Annotated in this window: 16 protein-coding genes; 12 read left to right on the top strand and 4 right to left on the bottom strand. The window is 62.2% G+C overall.

Annotated features, from left to right (window positions below):
* The first annotated feature begins 119 nt into the window (after window positions 1–119).
* From R8L07_13775 to R8L07_13740, 8 genes are all read left to right on the top strand, one after another.
* Complete coding sequence (locus R8L07_13775; GenBank protein ID MDW3206598.1) at window positions 120–1082, top strand: metalloregulator ArsR/SmtB family transcription factor; 963 nt, start codon at window positions 120–122, stop codon at window positions 1080–1082.
* Window positions 1079–1945, top strand: coding sequence for a methylenetetrahydrofolate reductase (locus R8L07_13770; GenBank protein MDW3206597.1), 867 nt, complete (start codon window positions 1079–1081; stop codon window positions 1943–1945). Before R8L07_13775 ends, R8L07_13770 begins: the two co-directional genes overlap by 4 nt.
* 4 nt (window positions 1946–1949) lie before the next feature.
* On the top strand, window positions 1950–2843 hold the full coding sequence (locus tag R8L07_13765) for a homocysteine S-methyltransferase family protein (GenBank protein ID MDW3206596.1): 894 nt from the start codon (window positions 1950–1952) through the stop codon (window positions 2841–2843).
* Between the two features lie 176 nt (window positions 2844–3019).
* Window positions 3020–3934, top strand: coding sequence for a methyltetrahydrofolate cobalamin methyltransferase (locus R8L07_13760; protein MDW3206595.1), 915 nt, complete (start codon window positions 3020–3022; stop codon window positions 3932–3934).
* A gap of 56 nt (window positions 3935–3990) precedes the next feature.
* Entirely contained in the window at window positions 3991–6060 is a 2070-nt protein-coding gene (locus R8L07_13755) for an ASKHA domain-containing protein (GenBank protein ID MDW3206594.1), read from the top strand.
* Between the two features lie 40 nt (window positions 6061–6100).
* A complete protein-coding gene (locus tag R8L07_13750) occupies window positions 6101–6445 on the top strand; it encodes a hypothetical protein (protein MDW3206593.1) in 345 nt (114 codons plus the stop codon).
* 189 nt (window positions 6446–6634) lie between these two features.
* Complete coding sequence (locus tag R8L07_13745) at window positions 6635–7555, top strand: metFprotein (protein ID MDW3206592.1); 921 nt, start codon at window positions 6635–6637, stop codon at window positions 7553–7555.
* A gap of 298 nt (window positions 7556–7853) precedes the next feature.
* Window positions 7854–8120 (top strand): hypothetical protein, encoded by a 267-nt coding sequence (locus R8L07_13740; protein ID MDW3206591.1) that lies wholly within the window; start codon window positions 7854–7856, stop codon window positions 8118–8120.
* A 15-nt stretch (window positions 8121–8135) separates the two neighbouring features.
* Here the strand turns inward: R8L07_13740 and R8L07_13735 are convergent, their stop codons facing one another.
* Window positions 8136–8714: a HutD family protein gene (locus R8L07_13735; GenBank protein ID MDW3206590.1), complete on the bottom strand. Its 579-nt coding sequence runs from the start codon at window positions 8712–8714 to the stop codon at window positions 8136–8138.
* A gap of 191 nt (window positions 8715–8905) precedes the next feature.
* Here R8L07_13735 and yghU point away from each other — a divergent pair, with 191 nt between their 5' ends.
* Window positions 8906–9772 (top strand): glutathione-dependent disulfide-bond oxidoreductase, encoded by an 867-nt coding sequence (gene yghU / locus R8L07_13730; GenBank protein MDW3206589.1) that lies wholly within the window; start codon window positions 8906–8908, stop codon window positions 9770–9772.
* Window positions 9773–9897: 125 nt separating this feature from the next.
* A complete protein-coding gene (locus R8L07_13725) occupies window positions 9898–10545 on the top strand; it encodes a LysE family translocator (protein ID MDW3206588.1) in 648 nt (215 codons plus the stop codon).
* A gap of 7 nt (window positions 10546–10552) precedes the next feature.
* Here the strand turns inward: R8L07_13725 and R8L07_13720 are convergent, their stop codons facing one another.
* Window positions 10553–11527, bottom strand: a complete 975-nt coding sequence (locus R8L07_13720) for an NAD-dependent epimerase/dehydratase family protein (GenBank protein MDW3206587.1) — start codon at window positions 11525–11527, stop codon at window positions 10553–10555.
* 108 nt (window positions 11528–11635) lie between these two features.
* Complete coding sequence (gene dcd, locus R8L07_13715; protein ID MDW3206586.1) at window positions 11636–12199, bottom strand: dCTP deaminase; 564 nt, start codon at window positions 12197–12199, stop codon at window positions 11636–11638.
* 216 nt (window positions 12200–12415) lie between these two features.
* Here dcd and R8L07_13710 point away from each other — a divergent pair, with 216 nt between their 5' ends.
* Both R8L07_13710 and R8L07_13705 read left to right on the top strand, forming a co-directional pair.
* Complete coding sequence (locus tag R8L07_13710; GenBank protein MDW3206585.1) at window positions 12416–15967, top strand: indolepyruvate ferredoxin oxidoreductase family protein; 3552 nt, start codon at window positions 12416–12418, stop codon at window positions 15965–15967.
* Window positions 15964–16464, top strand: coding sequence for a GNAT family N-acetyltransferase (locus R8L07_13705; protein ID MDW3206584.1), 501 nt, complete (start codon window positions 15964–15966; stop codon window positions 16462–16464). Before R8L07_13710 ends, R8L07_13705 begins: the two co-directional genes overlap by 4 nt.
* 36 nt (window positions 16465–16500) lie before the next feature.
* Here R8L07_13705 and R8L07_13700 read toward each other — a convergent pair whose 3' ends face one another.
* Window positions 16501–17847 (bottom strand): HAMP domain-containing sensor histidine kinase, encoded by a 1347-nt coding sequence (locus R8L07_13700; GenBank protein ID MDW3206583.1) that lies wholly within the window; start codon window positions 17845–17847, stop codon window positions 16501–16503.
* Window positions 17848–18016 lie beyond the last annotated feature (169 nt).

The following is an 18016-nucleotide window of genomic DNA, read 5'->3' as shown; positions in this document are numbered from 1 at the left end:
CGCCGCGCACGACCTTACCGTCAGTTGCCCGCCGCCGCCATAGAATACCCGTTCGAATCTCTGCAATTGACAACAATATAAAGATATCGTTATATTGACATTAGATTGAGGAGGGCGCCATGGAACGGCTCTTACAGGCAATGCGCGCGGTGGCGGAACCGACCCGGCTTCGGATTCTGAACCTCGTCGCCCATTCCGAACTGACCGTCAGTGACCTGGTTGGGTTGCTGGGTCAGAGCCAGCCCCGTTTGTCCCGCCATCTGAAGCTGCTGGTCGAGGGCGGCGTCCTGGCCCGCTACCAGGAGGGTACCTGGGCTCGCTATCGGCTGGCCGGCACGGCCGCTGACGAATCCGGCCCCGCTGCCTTCGCCGGTGCGGTGCTTGACCTTCTGCCACTTGACGATGCGACCCTGTCCCGCGATCTGGAGCGTCTGGACCGTCTCCGCCGCAAGCGGGATGCGGAGGCCGCCGCCTATTTCAAACGCAACGCCGAACAGTGGGATCGAATCCGCGCCCTGCATGTCGACGAAACGGCCCTGACGGAGTGCCTGAACGACGTTACGGCCGACTGGCCGCTGGGTCGTCTGCTGGACATCGGAACCGGCACCGGCAAACTGCTGGAACTCTTCGGCCCGCGCGCCACCAGCGCCGTCGGCATCGATTTGTCGTCCGACATGCTGCGCGTTGCCCGCGCGGCGATCGAACGCGACGGCCTAGCGCACTGCCAAGTACGCCAGGCCGACATGTATCAGATTCCCTGCGACGACGGCGACTTCGACACGGCGGTGCTGCACATGGTGTTGCATTACTCCGACGATCCGCAGCAGGCCCTGACGGAAGCCGCCCGCGCCCTGTCGGAGGACGGCCGCATCGTCATCGTCGATTTTGCCCGTCACAATCTGGCGGAGCTCCGCGCCGAACATGCCCATCGCTGGCCCGGCTTCACGGATGATCAGATCTGGGAATGGCTGGCCGGCGCCGGCTTCACCGATACCGATGTCACCCGCCTGGAAGGCGGCGCCCTGACCGTCTGCGTCTGGACCGCCCGCAAGGCCCAAGCCGAAAAGGACGCGGTCGCATGACGTCGCCTCTCTATATCAGCTTCGAGGTCTTTCCGCCGAAATCGGGAACCTCCGCAAAGTTTGTCGACAGCGTCCGGGCGCTTGCGGGAACCGGCAGTCATGTCTCTGTGACCTACGGGGCCTCAGGGTCAGGTCGCGGGCGGAGCGAAACCGCCATGGACGCGCTCTGCGATGCCGGACTGTCCGGCTCAATCGCCGCCCATCTGACCGCAACGGGTCAGCCGCGCGACCGGGTGCTCTCGCTGGCGCGATCCTGGAAGGAGCGTGGCATTCGCCGGATCGTCGCCTTGCGCGGCGACGCCCCGCCGGAAGGCGAAGGCGAGTTTCAGTGCGCCGCGGAGCTGACCGAGGCCCTGTCGGGGATCGGCGGTTTCGACATCGGTGTCGCCTGCTATCCGGAGGGACATCCGAAATCCCCGTCCCGTGCCGCGGAAATCGACCACCTGAAGCGCAAGCTGGACGGTGGCGCCTCTCACGCGATCACGCAGTTCTTCTTCGATCTGGATCTTTTCCTGCGCTTCCGCGACGAATGCGCCCGGGCCGGGATCGAGAAGCCGATTGTCCCCGGTCTGCTGCCCATTGCGTCGCTCGACGGGCTGCACCGCTTCGCCGATGGCTGCGGCGCCACGGTACCGGCATGGCTGGACGCCCGCTTCGCAGGGCTGGAGGATGACCCGGAAACGGTCCGGACCCTCTCGGTCGCCACAACGGTGTCCCTGGGCGAGCGGCTGGCCGCCGAAGGCGTCGACCACATCCATCTCTATACTCTCAACCGGACCCGCGATGCGCTGACCATCGCCCGCGCCCTTGGCGTGCCGAAGTCGGTCCCGTCCCCCTTCCCCGCAACTGAGGAGGCTGCGTAAGCCCATGCGAACCATCAACGATGCCCTGACCAACCGGGTTCTCTTGACCGACGGGTCGATCACGCGGGAACTCAAGCTTCCTGAGCTGGACCTGGATGCGGATCGCGACTTCTTCGGCGCAGGCGAATGCCCGGAAGTGCTGAACCTCACGCGCTACGACAAGATCAAGGCGGTGCATTCGGCATTCCTGAAGGCCGGGGCCGACATCGTGCGCACCAACAGCCTGCGCGCCAATCCTCTGACCCTGAAAGCCTACGGGCTGGAGGAAGAAGCCTTCATCATCAACTTCAAGGCGGCCGAAGCGGCCACGGAAGCCGTCGACAGCGTGCCCGGCCAGGGCCGCCGCCGGTTCGTGATGGGCGTGCTGCGCGACGATGGTTGGGACGTGCCCCCGGGTGAGGTCGAAGCGGCGGTCGCAATCCAGGCGGAAGGCCTGATCGCCGGCGGAGCCGACGGTCTGCTGCTGGACGTTCTGCCCGGCGTCGGCCGCATCCAGGCAATGCTGGAAGGCGCACGCAAGGCCCGCGCGAAACTGAAGAGCCATGTCGCGATCCTGCTGCAGCGCGTGGACGGCGGTCCGCGCTTCGGGCCGCGCAGCCTGGCGGCAGCCGACGGGATTGTGCAGTTCCGCCCGGGCGACGCCCGCCGCGCGGCCTGGCTCGACGCCGCTCTGCGCGACGGGACGGTCAACCTGATCGGCGGCGGCTCGCTGCCGGAACATACGGCGACGTTGGATGCCATGCTGCGGGATCGGGCGGAGGATGGTTTCCGTCCGGTGCTGGGTTGGGTCCGGGACGAACATGTCGTCGACGAGATCGAGCCGGTGTCCAGTTGGACCCGGTTCCCCGAGGCGGAACTCTCCGCCGATACCGCGGATCGGCGGGCGGAAACGGTCTGAAAAACACCGCCAACCCGGCGCGGGAAGGAGAACGGCGCGATTCCGACGTTATGAGGCGCGGTCGCGCTGTTCGCCCGCGCCCGCTGGGTTATTTATCACCGCCATGAGCCGATTGCCCCAATAGGCGCCCCCGGGATCCGGCCGCGCCGACGCACATGCATTAAGGAAGCGACCCCATGACCCAAACCGTTATCGAATCGAAAACCAAGACGCACATCATCGGCTTCGACAAGCCGTTCACCGTAATCGGCGAACGCATCAATCCAACCGGCCGCAAGAAGCTGGCCGCGGAGATGAAGGAATACAATTTCGAAACGGTGGAACGGGATGCCCTGGCCCAGGTCGCGGCAGGCGCCCACATGCTGGACGTCAACGCCGGTATCCCGCTGGCCGACGAGCCGGACATCCTGGCGAAGGCCATCAAGCTGGTTCAAAGCCTGACCGACGTGCCGCTGTGCATCGACAGCTCGATCGTCGAAGCGCTGGAACGCGGCCTGGAAGCCTATGAAGGCCGCCCGCTTTTGAACTCCGTCACCGGCGAGGAAGAGCGTCTGGAAGTCGTCCTGCCGCTGGTCAAGAAATACAATTGCGCCGTGGTCGGCATCTCCAACGACGAAACCGGCATTTCCGAGGATCCGGACGTCCGTTTCGAAGTCGCCAAGAAGATTGTCGAACGCGCCGCCGATTATGGCATTCCGGCCTGCGACGTCGTCATCGACCCGCTGGTCATGCCGGTCGGCGCCCTGGGGAATGCCGGCGTCGGCGCCCTGAACCTGATCCGCCGCCTGCACGACGAATTGAAGGTCAACACGACCTGCGGCGCATCGAACCTGAGCTTCGGCCTGCCGAACCGGCACGGCCTGAACGGCGCGTTCCTGTCCATGGCGGTCGGCGCCGGCATGACCAGCGCCATCATGAACCCGCTGCACGAGCAGGAAATGCACGCGATCTGGGGCGCAGACGTCGTCGCCGGTCACGACAAGGATTGCGCCGCCTGGATCAAGCGCTTCCGCGAGCCGGCTCCGGAAGGCGAAGCGCAGGGCGCCCGTGGTGGCCGTGGCGAACGCCGTCGCCGCCGCTCGGCTGCCTAACCCTCTTTTCACCTTCATCCAATCGCGTACCGATCCCCGGAGGAACACGAACGGAAATGGCGGATATCGACCCGGCCGACACGGACAAGACGAGTGATGGATCCACCCAGGAAAGCGTGAAGACGGCCCATGTCGTCTTCACCCCTTCCGGAAAACGCGGGGATTTCCCGGTCGGGACCCCGATCCTCCAGGCGGCCCGTCACCTGGGGGTCGACCTCGATTCCGTCTGTGGCGGCCGCGGCATCTGTGGGCGCTGTCAGGTCGTTCCGGGGAAAGGCGACTTCTCCAAGTTCAAGGTGAAGAGCCGTCCGGAGAATGTCTCCGATTTCGGCAAGGTCGAAGAACGCTACAAGCAGAAGCGCGGGATGAAGGATGATCGGCGGCTCGGCTGCTCCAGTTTCATCCAGGGCGACCTCGTCATCGACATTCCGGCCGACAGCCAGGTTCACAAACAGGTCGTCCGGAAACGCGCGGAAGTGCGCAATATCGAAATCGACCCGATCGTGCGCCTTCATTATGTCGAGGTCGAAGAACCCGACATGCACAACCCCTCCGGCGACCTGGAGCGACTGGAAAAGGCGCTTCAGGATCAATGGGGCCTGACCGTCGACCGGGCGGATTTGCCGGTCCTGCAGGTCCTTCAGAAAGCCCTGCGCAAAGGGGAATGGAAGGTTACGGCCGCGGTCCGCAACGAACACAAGCTGGTGCATGTCTGGCCCGGCTTCCATGAAACCGCCTTCGGTTGCGCGGTCGATGTCGGATCGACCACCATGTCGGTGCACCTGACCGACCTGCAGACCGGCGAGGTGATCAACTCGGTCGGGGCGATGAACCCGCAGATCCGCTTCGGCGAAGATCTGATGAGCCGCGTCAGCTATGTGATGATGAACCCCGGCGGCGATGCGGAAATGACCAACGCCGTGCGCGAGACCCTGGGCTATCTGCTGGTTCAGGCGGCGACCGAGGCGATGGTCGATCCGAACGACATCCTGGAACTCGTGCTGGTCGGGAACCCGATCATGCACCACCTGATCCTGGGGATCGACCCGACGGAGCTGGGCTGGGCGCCCTTCGCACTTGCCACCAATCAATCCCTGCGGGTCTCCGCGACCGAACTGGACCTGAAGGGCAAGGTCAATCAGGGCGCCCGTGCCTATTTCCTGCCCTGCGTTGCCGGCCATGTCGGCGCGGACTGCGCCGCAGTCGTCCTGGCGGAGGGCCCGCAGCACCGCGAGGAAGTGACGCTGGTCGTCGATGTCGGCACCAATGCGGAAATCGTTCTGGGCAACAAGGAACGCCTGCTGGCCTGTTCCAGCCCGACGGGACCGGCGCTGGAAGGCGCACAGATCACGTCCGGCCAGCGCGCCGCGCCGGGTGCCATCGAGCGCGTGCGCATCGACCCGGAAACACTGGAACCGCGGTTCAAGGTCATCGGCTCCGATCTCTGGTCGATCGACGAAGGGTTCAGCGACTCCACAAGACGCATCGGCGTATCCGGAATCTGCGGATCGGGGATCATCGAGGTACTGGCGGAGATGTTCCTGGCCGGAATCATCACCGAGGACGGCATCATCGACGGTTCGATGGCGGCGAAATCGGACCGGATCGTGCCGGAGGGCCGCACTTTCTCCTACATCCTGCATCGCGGCGAGCCGGAAATCCGGGTCACCCAGGCGGACGTGCGCGCCATTCAGCTGGCCAAGGCCGCGCTCTATGCCGGGGCACAGCTGCTGGTCGACAAACTGGGCAAGCCAGTGGAACGGGTCGTGCTGGCCGGTGCCTTCGGCAGTCATATCGATGCGAAATACGCGATGATCCTCGGCCTGATCCCGGATTGTCCGTTGGACATGGTCGCCTCGGTCGGGAACGCCGCCGGCACCGGGGCGCGTATTGCGCTGCTGAACCGCAAGGCGCGCGACGAGATCAAGGACCTCGTCGCGACCATCGAGAAAGTGGAAACGGCGGTCGAACCGCGCTTCCAGGAGCATTTTGTTGGGGCAATGGCCTTCCCGCACAAGACCGCCCCCTTCCCCAATCTCGCCAGCGTCGTGGCGCTACCGGAAAAGAAGGCCGGCGGCGGCGGATCGGAAGGCGACGGCGGCCGGCGTCGGCGGCGCCGGGGCTAATGCGGCAGTCTTCAGACAGGTCTATGATTGGGATGGGCAAATGATTCGGGCAATACTTTTCGCTTTGGGTATCTGTATTATGTCTCCCGCGGCCTCTGCCGCGGTCATAATGGAATCCTGGTCCGGCGAGACTGAAACTCTAGAGCAATGCAAAAGCACAGCTCAGAACGTGCTTTTTCAATCTCTCAAAATTCTTATGAAAATCGCCGACACGCCGGAGCATTTCGAACTTAAATATCAGGGTGATTTTTCGGTAAGTGTTTCGTGTAAGATCACGAAATCCGGCGACGCAGCGTACTTCATTTCCGGTGCCAGCGGCTTAGGTTCGGATTTCAATTTATTCTGGGAAGTCATGAATAATCTGAAAAGCCAATTTGGAAAATAGACATACAAGCGACGATGCAAACGGTCCGCGCCAGCATTTTAGAACCGCGACGTTACCGTCGCAACGTGGCTTTCCGGAACCTCATTAACTTGACGCCGATGGTCGTCGCGGAATGAAAACTTGTCGCTTCCGCCAAGGTGCGCCGTCGCGTTTGGCGGCACTCTCCGTCAAAATCACGGAGACGCACAAATGACGGAACCCAAGGCCATGTCCGAAGTCGACCAGATCATCGATTTCATGAGCACCACCACCCTGGAAGTCACGCCGGGCGGGGCCGCCAAGATCGACGACTTCCGGGAGGTTCTGCGACCGAACCAGATTGTCTATGTCACCTTCCTGCCCGGCTCCGACTTTCGTGACACCGTCACGACGGTCAAGAAGCTGAAGGATCAGGGCATGCGTCCGGTACCGCATTTCGCGGCGCGGTCCATCCCGACCAAGGCGTTCTTCGAAGAGAACCTGAAGATGCTGACCGCCGAGACCGGGGTCGAAGAGGCCCTGCTGATCGGCGGCGGTGTCGACAATCCGGTCGGCGAATTCACCGAGTCGATGCAGATCCTGCGCCTCGGTCTCTTCGAGAAATACGGCATCAAGAGCCTGGGTGTCGCCGGCCACCCGGAAGGCAGCCCTGACATTCCTGCGGCCGAAGTCGTCCGCGCCATGCTGGACAAGAACGAATACGCCCGGCAGAGCCCGATGCATCTCTACATCGCGACGCAGTTCTGCTTCGAGGCCGAGCCGCTGATCGCCTGGGACCGCAAGATCCGGTCCGAGGGCAACGAGTTGCCGATCCATATCGGCATTCCTGGTCTGGCCACGATCAAGACGCTGATGAAGCATGCCCAGGCCTGCGGCATCGGCAATTCCATGCGCTTCATCGCCAAGCAGGCCCGCAACGTGGCCAAGCTGATGACCGTCAGTGAGCCGGACAAGCTGGTCCGCGACCTGGCCGTATACAAGGCGACCGACCCGACCTGCGGCATCGTTCAGAGCCACCTCTATCCGCTGGGCGGCCTGAAGAAGTCCGCAGCGTGGCTCTATGCCGTACAGGACGGCAAGTTCGAGCTGAACAAGAAAGGCGGCTTCAAGACGGATTACGCTGTCGAGTGATCTCCGCCCCCGGCCCGAAGGCGCCGCGGAAACCCGTATTTGGCATGGGCCGCCCAACCGGCGGCCCTTTGCTTTTCCGCACCGTTGCTGCTGTGCCGCAGGTGGGAATCATGTCGATAGGACACGGTTGCATGGGGGCCATGCTTCTCCAGCGGGGCAATCCGTCGATATCCTGATAGACATTCGCTCGGATTTATATGTAATGCCGCCAAGCGCACGCGGCGGCGATGCGTGTAGGGTGGGTGCTGGATGGCCCGCGCCGTTTTCGCCCGAACAATCCGCCGGGTGGAGTTGTCACATGAAAGCTTTTGTTCTTCCCTTCGCGGCCCTGCTGCTGGTCGCCCCGGTTGTCTCGGCCTCCGCGCAGACGGTGACCGACAAGAAAACCTGCCTTCAGGCGGTAGCCGATGCACGGGCCTCCAACGAGGAATCCGCCGTCTCCGCCAAGGTGAAAGAAGAAGTCGCCAGCATGGTCCAGATCGCGGATCACCTTTGCACCCAGGCGAACTTCGTCTTCGCCGAGAAGCTGCTGGGTATTGCCCGTGGCATGACCGCCCAGGAGTAGCGTTCGCGTCGGCGGCTAGATCCCCGGTAATTCAGCGGGGCGCAGCTGTATATCCAGCCAGCGCCCCGTGATTTCCGCCGCTTCGACTTCCGATCCGGCCAGCCATAGCGTGTCGCGGGAATCCAGCAGGACTGGGACGCCGCCCACAGCGCCTTCAACCGGTCCGTCCATCGCAAAGATCAGATGATGGACGGTGCCGGGGCGCGGCGCGACCCGGTCGCGTGCCTCGACCTCCGCCTGCCAGCCTTCGCGCCGTGTCATGACGTTCAGGTCGACGATCGGCCCGTTCAGAAGCGCGGCATGACAGGTACGGTCCCCCGCAAAGGCGGCCGGCTGTCCCGGCAGACAATGCAGGGCTTCCCCGTCATCCTCAGGCCATGTCAGGCGCAGCCCGGCCCCTTCGATGACGGTCAGAATGCGGTCAACGTCCGGAAACACGGAAAAGGCGCCAGGCGCTACGACAGGCGCCATCGATATACGCCAGTCGAACGCACAGCCAGGAACGGCAGAGGTCTGCACGGCAATTTCCTCGGTCTCACCAAGACCGTTGCGCCAGGGCACACGGCGATAGGTTTCTCGTTTCAGGACCCTCATGCTCGCCCTCCAATCAGCCACGCTACGTTATGACCGATGCGCGGGAATGAACACAACCCGGTCACAGGTCCTGATACTAGAATAATTGTTCCAAAACCTTGTCAGATCGCCCGACAACCCCAACCTTGTGCGGGGCAAGGCGCCCGGATCTCTTCGGCGAGCGCCGAATCATTCAGAGTCAGGGGAAATTGATGAGCGATTCCGCAACCTACACACCGCCCAAGGTCTGGACCTGGGACAAAGCCAGCGGCGGCAAGTTCGCCAGCACCAATCGCCCGATCGCCGGGCCGACCCACGACAAGGAACTGCCGGTCGGAGAAAACCCGCTGCAGCTCTACTCCCTGGCCACGCCGAACGGTGTGAAGGTCACTGTCATGCTGGAGGAATTGCTGGCAGCCGGCCACAAGGACGCGGAATACGACGCCTGGTACATCGATATCGGCGAGGGCGATCAGTTCGGCAGCGGTTTCGTCGACATCAACCCGAACTCCAAAATCCCGGCCCTGCTGGACCGAAGCACGGATCCGGCGACGCGGGTTTTTGAATCCGGTTCCATCCTTTTCTATCTGGCGGAGAAATTCGGCGCCTTCCTGCCAAGCGACGGCAAGGCGCGCGTGGAGACGATGAACTGGCTTTTCTGGCAGATGGGCAGCGCACCCTATCTCGGCGGCGGGTTCGGGCACTTCTACTATTATGCACCCGAGCAGTGGGAATATCCGATCAACCGCTTTGCCATGGAAGTGAAGCGTCAGTTGGATGTGCTGGACCGGCATCTGGCTAACAGCCGATACCTTGCCGGTGACGAATACACGATTGCCGACATCGCGACCTGGCCCTGGTACGGCGTGCTGGCGCTCGGCAAGCAGTACGGCGACGCCGGCACTTTCCTGGATGTGAAATCCTACGAGCACGTCCAGCGCTGGACCCGCGAGATCGGCGAGCGGGACGCAGTCATACGCGGACGGTCCGTCAATCGCGGCTGGGGCGAAGAAGGCGAACAGATCCGCGAGCGCCACAGCGCGGCCGATTTCGAGGGCAAGACCGGCGTTCGACTCTGACCGTCTCTCGCGCACGAAGCACCCTGAAAGCGTCGGCAGTGACCCTGCCGGCGCTTTTGCGTTCCGGCTGGCATTCTTTCCAGACGGCGATAGGATGACGCCCTCTACCAGTGGGAGAGATCGACATGCCGGTCCTGGACATCATCACCATCGAATACCTCATCACCGCCACTTTGGTCGTTCTGGCCCCCGGCACGGGCGTGATCTACACGGTATCGATCGGGGTGTTTCGTGGTGGATTGCCCGGCATTGCCGCCGCTTTCGGATGCACGATGGGGATCGTACCGCATCTCGCTGCCAGCCTGCTCGGCCTGGCGGCCCTTCTGCACGCCAGCGCGGTCGCCTTCCAGGTCGTGAAACTCCTTGGCATTCTCTATTTGCTGTATCTCGCCTGGGGCATGCTGCGTGACGGCGGACGCATCGAACTGGACAATGCCGCAAGAAAGTCGGGCGGCAGCGTCTGGCGTGACCTCGGCGGCGTTGCTTTGCGCGGCAGCCTGATCAACATCCTGAACCCGAAGCTGTCGATCTTCTTCCTGGCCTTCATCCCGCAATTCGTCCCGGCCGCCTCCCCCGGCTCCCTGCCGCACATTCTGGCGCTGGCCGCCGTATTCATGGCCCTTACTTTTGCCGTCTTTGTGGGATATGGGCTGCTGGCGCATGCCGTCCGACACCGCATCCTGGCGTCGGAAACCGTGACAAAATGGATGAAGCGCTGTTTTGCGGCCGCCTTCGCCGGCTTTGCGGCACGGCTGGCCCTCGCGGAACGCTAAACGAAAATCAGACGCCCCTGTAGCCGCGGTACCAGTCGACGAATTTCGGAATTCCAACATCGATCGGCGTGGTCGGCGCATAGCCGAAATCCCCGGCGATGGCGTCGATATCAGCATAGGTCGCCTGAACGTCGCCCGGCTGCATCGGTTGGAAGTCCTTCTTTGCCTCCATGCCCAGCGCGTCCTCCAGAATCTGGATCAACCGCATCAACGGTTCGCAACGGTTATTGCCGATGTTGTAGACGCGGTGCGGCACCTTGTCTTCCGAAACGGTCGGCGGACCGTCGAGCACGGCGACGACGCCCGCGACGATGTCGTCGATATAGGTGAAGTCGCGCTTCATCTCGCCATTGTTGAAGACGGGGATCGCCTCACCTTTCAGCATCTTTTCCGTGAAGATCCATGCGGCCATATCGGGACGGCCCCAGGGACCGTAGACGGTGAAGAAGCGTAGCCCCGTCATTGGGATCCGGTAGAGATGGCTGTAGGAATGGCTCATCAACTCGTCGGATCGCTTGGTCGCGGCATACAGCGACACTGGCGTATCCGTCCGGTCATCCACCGAAAACGGCACCTTGGTATTGCCGCCATACACCGAGGACGAGGACGCATAGACCATATGATCCAGCCCATCCGTGCCGCGCGCCAGTTCCATGATATTAAGATGGCCCAGCAGGTTCGTTCGGGCATAGGCGTAAGGATTCTTCAGGGAATAGCGGACACCGGCCTGGGCGGCCAGATGAACGATCTTCCTGATTCCAGCAGTTCGAAGGGCCAGTACATCGTCCGTTTCCGCAATATCCAGTTCGCGGAAGGAAAAGCCGGCCTGCCCTTTCAGCGTTGCCAGACGGGCATGCTTCAGCGCCGGGTCGTAATAGTCGTTCAGATTGTCGATTCCGAGGACGGTTTCGCCACGTGCCAGCAGAACTTGCGACACGGCCCTTCCGATAAAGCCAGCGGCACCGGTAACGAGAACGGTCATGGGTAGATGGATTTCCGACGGTGTTTCGAGGCAGTTTCGGGCGCTGATATAGCGTTTCCAGACCTGCTGTGCACTCTCTAATCTCGTCGCAGTCGCGAACCCGCGAGACTAGCTGTCGCTGCCGACACGACTCGCCACGGGACCGGACTGATTGACGTATTTCGCACCCTCCTTCCGGTCATAGGGATTCAGCGCCGGAGAGGTCAGCGGCTCGAAGCTGACGGCACAGACCCTCATGCCGGGTCGCAGTGCCAGGGCGATGTTGCCGGCATTGAAGAACTCCAGCGTGATCACGCCGTTCCAACCCGGTTCCAGCGTATGTGCCGTCGCGTGAACCATCAGGCCGATCCGCGCCAGGCTCGATCGCCCGTCCAGCCAGCCGACAAGGTCGTCCGGGATCTTCACCCGTTCCTTCGTCGCCCCCAGCGCAAAGGCCTTGGGCTGCAGGATAAAGGCCTCATTTTCCGGCACGTCGTACTGCGCCATCGGGTCCTGATTGCCCAGCCCCTTGTCGACATCGATGACCGACAATTGCTCATGCTTGAAATAGAGAAACCGGCTGTCCAGCGTCAGATCAATGGAGACCGGCCCGAAACGCACCTTCTCCGCAGGATCGATCTCAATAGACCGTTCCTCGATTCGTTTCAGAATATCGCGATCGGACAGTTTCATGACCGCTCCCTCAAGACCGTTATGCGCATGTCGCGGCGATTCGAGCCCGCAAGGCAACGGAAAGCAAGCGGCATCGCATATCAGTTGAAAAAATAGGTCAGCAATGCTAACCTATTTTCCTGACACATGACGCACCGCCCTTGTGGGTGTTTGCGACCGGCACCATACTCAACAAAACAAACAAGCATGCCGGGATGCTATTGGGAGAGAAGCACAATGGCCGAGCTGGCTGAAGTTTCCCTGGACGACAAGTACACCCTGGAAGAAGGCCGCGTCTTCCTGACGGGAACGCAGGCATTGGTGCGGCTGCCGCTGATGCAGCGTGCACGGGACCAGGCCGCCGGGCTGAACACGGGTTGTTTCATTTCCGGCTACCGCGGTTCGCCTCTGGGCGGGTTCGACCAGCAGCTCTGGCGCGCGCGAAAATTCCTGGAAAAGAGCAACATCCATTTCCAGCCCGGGGTGAACGAGGATCTGGCCGCGACGGCGGTCTGGGGAACGCAGCAGGTCGGCCTCTATCCGGGCGCCGAGGTCGATGGTGTCTTCTCCATGTGGTACGGAAAGGGCCCCGGCGTCGACCGGACCGGCGATGTTTTCCGCCATGCCAACATGGCCGGCACCTCGAAGAATGGCGGCGTCCTGGTCCTGGCCGGTGACGACCATACCTGCAAATCCTCCACCACGGCGCACCAGACCGAATACGCGTTCATGGATGCGATGATCCCGGTCCTGCACCCGGCGAATGTTCAGGAATTCCTGGATATGGGCCTGCACGGCTGGGCCATGTCCCGGTATGCCGGCGTCTGGGTTGCCTTCAAGACCCTGGCGGACACGGTCGACACCTCGGCCTCCGTCTATGTCGATCCGCACCGGGTCGTCAGCAGGATGCCCGAAGACTTCCAGATGCCGCCGGACGGGCTGAATATCCGCGCCTCGATCCACCAGCCGCTGGAAGAGGAAGAGCGCCTTCACAAGTATCGCCTCTATGCCGCCCTGGCCTACGCCCGCGCCAACAACCTGAATTACGAAGTGATCGGCGGGAAGAACCGCCGCCTGGGCATCGTCACCACCGGCAAGAGCTATCTCGACGTCATGCAGGCGCTGGAAGATCTGCATATCGACGAGGCCTTCGCCGAGAAGCTGGGCATCGTGATCTACAAGGTCGGCATGCCCTGGCCGCTGGAACGCGAAGGCATCCGCCATTTCGCCGAGGGCCTGGAGGAAATCCTGGTCGTTGAGGAAAAGCGCGCCGTCATCGAAAACCAGCTCAAGGAACAGCTCTACAACTGGCGCGAAGACGTGCGCCCGCGCGTTGTCGGCAAGTTCAACGACAATCGCGAACTGCAACTGCCGTCCTATGGCGAACTGACGCCGGCGGGGATTGCCCGCGTGCTGGTCGATCGCCTGAAGAAACTGCCCGGCGGCAGCGCAACCGTGGATTCGAACGAGCATTTCAGAAACCGCCTTGGATTCCTGGAATCCAAGGAAAAGTCGCTGTCCGAAGCCAAGGGCGGTACCAAGCGTGTGCCCTATTTCTGCTCCGGCTGTCCGCACAATACGTCGACCAAGGTGCCGGATGGCAGCCGCGCGCTGGCGGGTATCGGCTGCCACTACATGGCACTATGGATGGACCGCAACACGCAGAGCTTCACCCAGATGGGCGGCGAAGGCCTGACCTGGGTCGGTCAGGCACCGTTCACGTCGGAAAAGCATGTCTTCGTCAACCTGGGCGACGGGACCTACTTCCATTCCGGCCTGCTCGCGATCCGCGCCGCTGTGGCCGCGAAGGTAAACGTCACCTACAAGATTCTGTTCAACGATGCGGTCGCCATGACCGGCGGTCAGCCGCATGACGGGCCGATCGACGTGCCGACCATGGCGCGGCAGGTTGCGGCGGAGAATGTCGAACGCCTGATCGTCGTATCCGACGAGCCGGAAAAATATCCGTCGACGGCCGGCTATTTCCCGGCCGGAACCACCGTCCATCACCGCAGCGAACTGCCAAAGCTGCAGAAGGAGTTGCGGGAGGTCCCCGGCTGCACCGCGATCATCTACGACCAGACCTGTGCCGCGGAGAAAAGACGCCGCCGCAAGCGTGGCCTCTACCCGGACCCGGCCAAACGCGCTTTCATCAACGAGCTGGTCTGTGAGGGTTGCGGCGACTGTTCGGTCAAGTCGAACTGTCTGTCGGTCGTGCCCAAGGAAACCGAATTCGGTCGCAAGCGCGCGATCGATCAGTCGAGTTGCAACAAGGACTTCTCCTGCGTCGATGGCTTCTGCCCGTCCTTTGTCACCGTGCATGGCGGCAAGCTGCGCAAGGGCAAGGGCGCGGATGCGGGCGCCGCGAAATCCGCCGGTGTCTCCGACCTGTTCGAGGCACTGCCGGAGCCGAAGATTCCGACAACGTCAGAGCGTCCCTGGGACATCCTTCTGACCGGTGTCGGCGGTACGGGCGTCGTGACCATCGGCGCGCTGCTGGGCATGGCGGCGCATCTGGAAGGCAAGGGCTGTTCGGTCCTGGATATGGCCGGCCTGGCGCAGAAGGGCGGTCCGGTGACCAGTCATATCCGCATCGCCGCCAAGCCGGAGGATATCAAGGCCGTCCGGATCGCCGCCGGCGGGGCCGATGTGATCCTGGGCTGCGACATGGTGGTCGCATCCGGGCATGACGCCATGGCGAAGGCGGAGCGTGGATCGACCGTTGCCGTCGTCAACACGCAGGAATCCATCACCGGCGCTTTCACCAAGAACCCGGATTGGCAGTTCCCGACCGAAGAAATGGAACGCATCATCCGTGACCAGGTCGGTCCGGAAGCGGCCCATTTCCTGCCGGGCACCAAGGTCGCGGAGGCCCTGATGGGAGACAGTATCGCGACCAATCCGTTCATGCTGGGTGTCGCCTTCCAGATGGGCCTTGTACCGATCAGCCGTGAGGCTCTGGAAAAGGCCATCGAACTGAACGGCGTCGCCGTGGAGGCAAACAAGCGGGCCTTCCTTTGGGGTCGTCGCATGGCGCATGACCCGAAGGCCGTCCTGAATCTTGTCGGCAAGGCGGAGGAAAAGGCGAAGGCAGCCGACACTCCGGAACTCGCCACGACGCTGGAAGACATCGTCGCCAAGCGGATCGCCTTCCTGAAGGATTACCAGAACGAGGCCTATGCCCGTCGCTACAAGGATCTGGTGGATCAGGCCGTAACGGCGGAAGGGCGCCTCAACCAGTCCGATGGACGCCTCGCGAGGGCGGTCGCGCGGTACTACTTCAAGCTACTGGCGATCAAGGACGAATACGAGGTCGCGCGCCTCTATACGTCTGGCGACTTCATGCGGTCGGTCAAGGAACGCTTCGAAGGCGACTTCAAGCTGCGCTTCCATCTGGCCCCGCCGCTCCTGGCGGAACGCGACCAGGATACCGGCGAGTTGAAGAAGAAAGAATACGGGCCCTGGATGATGAAAGCCTTCGGGGTGCTGGCCAAGTTGAAGGGCCTGCGCAATACGCCGTTCGACATCTTCGGATATTCGGAGGAACGCAAGGCGGAACGCGCCCTGATCGCCGACTACGAGACGTTGATGGCGGAGATCTTCGACAAGCTGTCGCCGAAGAACTACGAAACCGCGATCGAACTGGCCTCTGTGCCGGAGCGGATCCGAGGCTACGGCCACGTCAAGGAGCGGCATATCGCCCTGGCGAAGAAGCAGGAAGGCGAGTTGCTGACCCGTTTCCGGAATCCGTCAACCTCGCCGGCCCCGGCGACGGAAGCGGCGGAGTGACCTTCACCCTTCGCGAAGCGGTAATGCCTCAGGACCAGGCGGTCCTGACCCGGTTCATGGCAGGGCTGTGCGATTTGGAGCACGCCCTGCATCCGGGCCGACAGTCCGGGGCAGACGGTGCGGAAGCCCATCTGCTCTATCTCGCCAGGGAAGTCGCGGAGAACAACGGCCTGATCATTCTGGCGGAAACGGCGCCCGGAAGCGCGGCCGGCATGATGATCTGCGCCGTCGAAGACCTCGGCGGGCATTATCTCTATCCGGAAAACCGGGTCGTTGGATATGTCTATGACCTCTGGATTGAACCCGCGCATCGCGGGTCGGCATTGCTGGACAAGCTGCTGGACCATGCGGAAGCCCATTTCCGGTCCATCGGAATAACCCTGATGATGATCAACCATCTGGCGGGCAACGACCGGGCTGCGGCAGCCTATCGGAAGCGCGACTTTCGCCCTGTCGAGATCATGCTGGAGCGCCGTATCCCGCCAGAAGAGACCTGAACGGTCCACTGCACCCGTTGGCTCAGCCGCCCTCCCCTAAGCGGGAAGTTCCCGTACCAGGAACCGTGCGGCGAAGGCGCCTTGAGGCGTTCTTTCCAGGTGCAGACTGTGGCCGGCTTTCGCACAAAGCTTCCGGCACAATTGCAGACCGATCCCCGCGCCGCCTTTCCTGCGCGCCGATGCAAGGCTGGTATCACCTGCCTCCGGGCCGCCGTCGTCCGGCGAATCCAGGCTATTCGATATCAGTATCTCCGTGCCGTCCCGTGCCTGCGACGACTCGATGGATATCGTTCCATCCTGCGGACTGTACCGAATGGCGTTCGACATCAGGTTGCGGACCACCATTTCAACCTCATCGGCATACTGATACAGGACCGACTGCTCCGAATTGAGCCTGATATCCAGGCGTTTCTCGATCACGGGGTCGTCAAACAGGCGAACCGTCCGCTCCATGAGATCGTGCAGATCGATCCGGGACGCGACCCGGCTGGAGGCGTTGAACTCCTCCTTGCTCCACACCAGCAGGTCCTCGATCAGGGTCAGCGTGTCGGAGGCTGCCCGGGAAACCTTGCCGGTCAGGATCCGCGCCTCGTTCGTATCTCCACTCTCCAGACTGCGGGAAACCATGTTCGTCAAACCTACCAGGGCCGTGAACGGGCTTCGGACGTCATGGGCGATCACAGACAGAAGGGTCGTCCGGGAGTCCAATTCCTCCTCCAGTCGACGGTTGATGCGGACGACGGTCATGATCGAAAATCCCAGTCCGGCGACGAAGCTGAAGATCACAATATCGGCGAAAGCGGCGCCGTGTACGATCGACGCCTGCATGAAGTCCGCGATGCCCTGGTCCTGAAAGTACGTATAGGCCCCCCGCGCACTGTGAAACAGGACATGGGCGACCAGCATGAACAGAACCAGCCATTCGGCGGAGGACATCTGTGCGACGGTCCCGCGAACCAACCGAACCGCGGCGACAGCGGATAGCAATGCGATGACAATCGAGATGACAACGATCCGCGCGGAAACGTTGTTGTCGACATAGGTGAAGAAACAGAATGTCGCGATTGTCACGACGAGGCCGCTGCCAATCAGCAGGGTGTCCAGCTTCTGCTCCTGATAGCGGTTGATTCCCGCCAGATAGGCGCCGTGGGCCGCAACGATCAAGGCATTCGCAAGAATCACCGACACCCAGTCCGGTACCAGATGCCGGAAGGATATCAGAAGCATCCCTGCCGCCAGCATGCTGGCGCCCAAAGCCCATTCCCTGGGGCCCTTCGCATGGGGCGCCGCGCGCCATAGTGTCACCAGGGCGGCTGCCTGCAGGACGCTGGTCAGCGCCGCCATGATAGCCATCGTTCGGATATCGAGCGCCATTGCGTCCATATTTGCGGTCTCCATTGAGGTCGTCTGATGAAGAAATGCCGCAACTTCCTTAATAAAAAATTACGCAGAACTTTAGTTCAAATGCTTTTCTCTAATTGATTGACGCCCATGCATTTTACTCTACCTATAGTTCAGGTGTTCCCGCTGACTGCATACCCGTGCGCCTGAT

It is taken from the genome of Alphaproteobacteria bacterium (assembly GCA_033344895.1).
Lineage (GTDB): Bacteria > Pseudomonadota > Alphaproteobacteria > UBA8366 > Aestuariispiraceae > Pacificispira.
The sequence above is the reverse complement of the archived record's forward strand: the minus strand, read 5'-3'. Positions and strand labels throughout refer to the sequence as shown.